Genomic DNA, 5,808 nt, shown 5'->3' with positions numbered 1-5,808 from the left:
CCTGCTGCTGCGGCGGCATCGACCAGCGCCATCGCTTTTTCCAGTGATTGACCGTGATTACCAGACATTTCGGCAATGATAAAAGGGGGCTGAGTTGGCCCAACCAAACGGTTAGCTATTTTTATCTCTGACATTATCTTTTCGCCATCAGGTTAAATATTTGCGCTACCACTAAAGGTGTGCCGGCATTAGCCGGTACCAGGTTTTTCGCCCGCTGGGTAATCTGGCCCAGCAGTGCTGGCTGGGACAGGTAATAGCATAGTTGCTCTGCAAAGAACTCTGCCGACATTTCAGCAGCCTGACCCAACCAGACACAGGCGCCAAGCTCGTCCAGATATGCCGTTGTCGCCTGCTGATTTTCGGCAACGGTCACTACTAAGCCCGGCAGACCACAAATACACCTCTCCCAATGTGTGGCACCGCCCGCACCAAGCATGAGTCTGGCCCGGTACATCAGGCTGGCCATATAATTACATTGCACATGTAATTGCACGTTAGGCAGGTGCGCCACTTGCTGTTGTAGCATAGCGCGCCACGGGTTATTTGCGCCTATCACTATATCGGCCGTTACCTGCTCTGGCTTTAGCTGTTCAATAGCGTTAATTGCCAGTGTGGTTAAATTATGCTCATCGCTGCCACCAAAGCTGACCAGGATATGCTTTGGCTGGCTATTGCTTTGGCTTTGGTAAAATTCATCGCGAAGCAGTGCATAGCGCGGGCCTAGTAGTTGTACGCAGTGCGTCGGCACTGACTGCTGATAGCGATTCTGGGCGTTAGGCAGCAGGTTTTGATCCAGTAAGACGTCGCAGTCATGCTGTCGGTTAGCCAAATCGTCTATTACCAATATTTTATCGCAGTGTGCACGCATCAGTTGGCAATAGGCTTGCCCCAACTGATAATGATCCAGCACTAACAACTGATAGGACGAGGTGAGATGTGTCAGGCACTGGCGGGCGTCATCAACTTCGTTGTTGATCGAATCAGGCAGCATTATCACAGTAACGTTTTGTTCTCTGAGCCAGTCGATTAAATGGCCTTCATGAGGCCGGCAGATAAAATCACACACTGCACCCCGTTGCTGCAGGGCTTTGGCCAGAGTAAGACAACGCATAATATGACCGCTACCCATAGACACCGAGGCATCGGCACGTAGCAGCACCCTCATATCAGGCATTTTCCTGTTGCAGCATGTTGTACAGCAGTTCAGCCCTCAGCCAGTCTTCTGGTGTGTCAATATCCTGTACCAGATGATCTGGCAGCACCAGCATGCGTGAGTTGGCGCCAAAAATGGTTTTACGTTTATCCAGCCAGCTGTTGGCTTTAGCCCAATACAGTTGACCGGCATCATGATAAGCTGGCGTTAAATCCTGTGAGCGTTTACCTATGCTGGCCGGATCAAACGGCGCTACACCGCCGCTGTCTGTCATCACCAGGGCGCGCTGAATGGGAAAGGAAAAGCGGGCGCTGGTAAACACGTAATCTGCGTCGTTTTGTGTAAGCTGCTGCAGGCAGTCACGGATAATGCTGGCCGTTAATAATGGCGTAGTTGCGTATATACAGGCGCAGTAATCCAGCGGCCAACCAAGCGCTTGAAGCTGTATAATGGCATCGCGAACTACCGCGCTGGTGCCGCTGTAGTCATCGGCCAGTTCCGCTCGGCGCAGAAAAGGCACTTCAGCACCATAGTGGCGGGCTACGGCGGCAATCTCGTCATCATCGGTCGACACCACCACCTTGTCGATAACACCGCTTTGCAATGCGGCTTTAATTGGATAGGCCAGCATAGGCTGGCCGCAAAAATCTTTAATATTTTTGCGCGGGATGCGTTTACTACCGCCACGGGCTGGGATAATGGCGATATTCATTGCAGCAGCTCTGCCAGGGTGTCGGCAACATATTGTTGCTGCTCGCCGGTTAACTCCGGAAACATCGGCAGGCTGATAATGCGCTCATAAAAATCTTCTGCTACCGGCAAGTCGCCCCAGTCAAAGCCCAGCTGCTGGTAATACGGCTGGGTATGAATAGGAATATAATGCACATTCACGCCAATACCAGCATCGCGCAAGCCGTTAAATACAGCCTGGCGTTTACTTTTGTCATCAAGCCGGATAACAAACAAATGCCAGGCGCTGATATTAATATCATCCAGTTGTGGCAAACTAAGCGGTAAGTCAGCCAGCAAGCGGTGATAGTTAGCGGCCAGCAGCTGACGTTTTTGAATAATAGGCAGCAAGCGCCGGCTTTGGCTTAGCCCCAGCGCGGCCTGTATGTCGGTCATGCGGTAGTTAAAGCCCAGCACTAACTGCTGATAATACCAGGCACCGTGGCTGGGCTCGGTCATCTGGCTCTCATCCCTGCTGATGCCGTGGCTGCGCAATAAGCGCATTTTATCGGCCAGTTCGCTGTTATTAGTCAGTGCCATACCGCCTTCGGCGGTGGTAATAATTTTTACCGGGTGAAAGCTAAAAACGGTGATATCGCTGTAACGGCAACTGCCAACCGGTTCGTCCTGATAACTGGCGCCCACCGCATGTGAGGCATCTTCAATAACGGCAAAACCAAATTCTTTCGCCAGATAATGAATTTGCTGCATATCGCAGCTACTGCCGGCTAAATGCACCGGTATTACCAGCTGTGGCAAGCTGTCACTGCTGCGCGCCGCCTCCAGTTTTTGCCTGAGTTTATCCACTGCCATATTGCCGCTGTCGGGCTCCACATCGACAAAGTCGATATCGGCACCACAATAGCGGGCACAGTTAGCCGAAGCAACAAAGCTGATAGGTGAGGTCCAGACCCGGCTGCCAGGGCCAATACCCAGCGCCAGGCAAGCAATATGTAATGCCGAAGTGGCGCTGTTTACCGCCACAGCATACCTAGCGTTAGTAAGCTCAGTTAATCGTTGCTCAAAGGCTGGCACGGCCGGGCCCTGAGTTAAAAAGTCGCTCTGCAGTACTTCGTTAACTGCATCAATATCGGCTTGGGTAATATGTTGGCGGCCGTAGGGGATCACAGCATGGCTTCCCGGTTAAACTGTTGCATTTGTGCCACGGTTAAAAAATCCGGATTGGTATCAGACACATATTCAAAGCCGGGAGCAACCAGCTTGCCGCGTTCGCTCAATGCATTGGTCGAAAAATCATTGCTGCGGTTAAAAAACTTAATGGCTGGCGCGATAACAAAATGGTCATCAAACTCGTAAGTATGATACGACATATCCCCGGGACACATCATCTCGTGTAGTTTTTCGCCGGGGCGAATACCAACAATTTTTTGCGGTAAATGTGGCGCCATGGCGGTGGCTAAATCAACTATGCGGATAGACGGAATTTTCGGCACAAAGATTTCTCCGCCGAGCATCCTCTCAAAGTTTTTCAGCACAAAATCGACTCCTTGCTGCAGGCTAATCCAAAATCGGGTCATATCGGCGTGAGTAATAGGTATATGGTCACTGCCGCTGTCGATTAATTGCTGAAAGAATGGCACTACTGAGCCCCGTGAGCCCACCACATTGCCGTAACGCACCACCGAAAAGCGCGGCCGGCTGCTGCCTACCATATTATTCGCAGCAATAAACAATTTGTCAGATGCCAGTTTCGTGGCGCCATAAAGATTTACCGGATTTGCAGCTTTATCGGTCGACAACGCAATCACTTTTTCAACATTACAATCTATTGCGGCGTTTATGACATTCTCCGCACCATTAATATTGGTGCGAATACATTCCATGGGGTTGTACTCGGCGGCTGGCACCTGCTTCAGTGCTGCCGCATGAATTACATAATCGACACCGTGCATAGCGCGGATCAAACGATGCTCATCACGTACATCGCCGATAAAATAGCGCATGCAGCCCTGATGAAATTTTTGCTGCATTTCATACTGCTTCAGCTCATCGCGGGAGTAGATAATAATTTTTTTCGGTTTATAGCGTGCTAACAGAGTTTCCGTGTACTTATGGCCAAACGAGCCGGTACCGCCGGTAATCAGAATGGTTTTGCCGTTAAACATAAGCTGCCCTCAGGAACCACATAATGTTGCTAATTGCTGTCTGAGCTGACTTTAGCATAAAGTATGCCGCCGCTTCTAACATATTCAACTTAAACAGTTTTGGCGCTACTGTGCTATTAAAATTTATGTCAGCTATTAATTAATAGCGCTTTAGTGTCGCTTTGGCTAAACTATAACCAGTTTTAACGGCGAAGTGGTGTCATGATGAAACTTAATGCTCCCGGTAGTAGCAACACCCTGAATCAGGCGCAGTTGCAGCAGGAAAACCTGTTTAAAAAGTTGGCAACAGCAAAACGCATTAACAGTGCCGCAGATGATGCTGCGGGGTTACAAATTGCCAATCAGCTTAGCAGCAGTATTAATGCCAAAGCACAGGGTGAGCGTAATGTGTACGACGGTATTTCGTTATCCCGCGTCTATGAGCAGGCGTTGCAGGGTGTAAATGATAATTTTGCTGAGCTTAGCCGCTTGTCTGTTGCCGCCGGTAATGGCATTTATGGTGCGGAAGAACGGCAGGCGTTGCAGGCTGAAGCAGATGCTTATGTCGCCAATGCACAGCAGATCATTGATAGCTCTGAATTTGCTGGCAAGAAGCTGTTTGGTGAAGATGCCAGTGTGGCGTTTGGTACCGGGTCAGGAAGTGTCAACCTGACCACCACAGATGTAGCAGCCGGACTGCAGAGCCGCAATGCCTTTAATATCGATTTATCCAGCGCGCAAAGCGCTGCGCAGTCGCTGGACAATATTGCTCAGGCGCGAGATTACATCGGTGGTTTACAAGCTCAGGCTGGGGCCGAAGCAAACCGGTTTGCCAGTGCCGCCAGTAATTTAAACGGTCAGCAGATCGCTGAATCAGAAGCTCGCAGCCGGATTGAAGATCTGGACTTTGCCCGTGCAACCAGTGATAAAGTAGCTGCAGATATTCTTGCTAATACATCGGTTAGCGTAGCGGCGCAGTCCAGAGTACAACCGCAACAAGCGTTAAATCTGCTGAGTTAAATGTCTTTGACGCTATTTTTTTGACACAGGTGTCAAAAAAATAGCGTCTTCTCTTGCAAGCTGCCATATGCAAAGTACAATGCAGTTAAAAGCATAATAAAAGCAATAGCATGTCAAATACGCCTTCACTGTACATCGTTGATGAACAAAGCCAGCGCAGCAGCCGTTTAAGCACGGTGCTGGGCTTTATTCATGAGCCACATCAACAGCTGACATTGCAGGAACTACAGCAGCGTTTAAGCACTGATGAACCGGCGGTGGTGTTGCTTGGCGCATTAGATAGCCAGAGGCATGCAGCGCTGCTGCAGCAATATCCTGCTACGGCATTTTTGTTGTTAGGTGAAACACTGCAGCCGTTTTTAGAACATGCAAATGCAGTGGGATTGCTGACGGAGCCTTTTGCTTATGCGTCGCTGACACAACTGTTGCGTGATTGCCAGCAGTACCACCGTTTACTACCCGTGCAGCGGCAGTATGAAGCTGCGGTAAAATTTGATGGTATGGTGGGTAATTCAGATGCGATGCAGCAGGTTCGCTTTCTTATCCAGCAAGTAGCCAAAACCGACGCCAACGTACTGGTGCTTGGGCCCTCCGGCACGGGTAAAGAAGTTGCCGCCCGTAATATTCATTTGTTATCTAACCGCTCAGGCGGGCCTTTTGTGCCGATTAATTGCGGCGCTATTCCGGCTGAGCTTTTAGAAAGCGAGCTGTTTGGCCATGAAAAGGGCGCTTTTACCGGTGCAATCTCAACCCGCAAAGGCCGGTTTGAATTGGCCCAGGGCGGCACGCTGTTTTTAGATG

Annotated in this window: 6 protein-coding genes; 2 read left to right on the top strand and 4 right to left on the bottom strand. The window is 50.1% G+C overall.

Going from position 1 to position 5,808, the window contains the following annotated elements; genetic code table 11:
* Positions 1-133: 133 nt before the first annotated feature.
* The 4 genes from pseG to pseB are packed head-to-tail and all read right to left on the bottom strand — an operon-like array spanning position 134 to position 4,008.
* Positions 134-1,165, bottom strand: coding sequence for a UDP-2,4-diacetamido-2,4,6-trideoxy-beta-L-altropyranose hydrolase (gene pseG, locus VIN66_RS05370; protein WP_331923007.1), 1,032 nt, complete (start codon positions 1,163-1,165; stop codon positions 134-136).
* A 1-nt stretch (position 1,166) separates the two neighbouring features.
* Positions 1,167-1,865, bottom strand: a complete 699-nt coding sequence (gene pseF / locus VIN66_RS05365; protein ID WP_331923005.1) for a pseudaminic acid cytidylyltransferase — start codon at positions 1,863-1,865, stop codon at positions 1,167-1,169.
* Positions 1,862-3,010 (bottom strand): UDP-4-amino-4,6-dideoxy-N-acetyl-beta-L-altrosamine transaminase, encoded by a 1,149-nt coding sequence (pseC, locus tag VIN66_RS05360; protein WP_331923004.1) that lies wholly within the window; start codon positions 3,008-3,010, stop codon positions 1,862-1,864. Before pseC ends, pseF begins: the two co-directional genes overlap by 4 nt.
* Positions 3,007-4,008 (bottom strand): UDP-N-acetylglucosamine 4,6-dehydratase (inverting), encoded by a 1,002-nt coding sequence (gene pseB / locus VIN66_RS05355; RefSeq protein WP_331923003.1) that lies wholly within the window; start codon positions 4,006-4,008, stop codon positions 3,007-3,009. The genes pseC and pseB overlap by 4 nt, the downstream gene beginning before the upstream one ends.
* A 201-nt stretch (positions 4,009-4,209) precedes the next feature.
* Between pseB and VIN66_RS05350 the strand changes: the two genes are divergently transcribed.
* Positions 4,210-5,007, top strand: a complete 798-nt coding sequence (locus VIN66_RS05350; RefSeq protein ID WP_331923002.1) for a flagellin — start codon at positions 4,210-4,212, stop codon at positions 5,005-5,007.
* Positions 5,008-5,117: 110 nt separating this feature from the next.
* The coding region (locus tag VIN66_RS05345; RefSeq protein ID WP_331923001.1) for a sigma 54-interacting transcriptional regulator at positions 5,118-5,808 on the top strand (691 nt) is incomplete at its 3' end.

It is taken from the genome of Rheinheimera sp. (genome assembly GCF_036568245.1).
In the GTDB taxonomy this organism is placed as follows: domain Bacteria; phylum Pseudomonadota; class Gammaproteobacteria; order Enterobacterales; family Alteromonadaceae; genus Alishewanella.
Note: the sequence above shows the minus strand (reverse complement) of the source record. Positions and strands in the feature narration are given on the sequence as shown.

Excerpts from the sequence above, each read along its gene's own strand:
- VIN66_RS05350 (WP_331923002.1), top strand. The coding sequence starts at position 4,210 with ATGATGAAACTTAATGCTCCCGGTAGTAGCAACACCCTGAATCAGGCG.
- pseF (WP_331923005.1), bottom strand. The coding sequence starts at position 1,865 with ATGAATATCGCCATTATCCCAGCCCGTGGCGGTAGTAAACGCATCCCG.
- pseB (WP_331923003.1), bottom strand. The coding sequence starts at position 4,008 with ATGTTTAACGGCAAAACCATTCTGATTACCGGCGGTACCGGCTCGTTT.
- pseG (WP_331923007.1), bottom strand. The coding sequence starts at position 1,165 with ATGAGGGTGCTGCTACGTGCCGATGCCTCGGTGTCTATGGGTAGCGGT.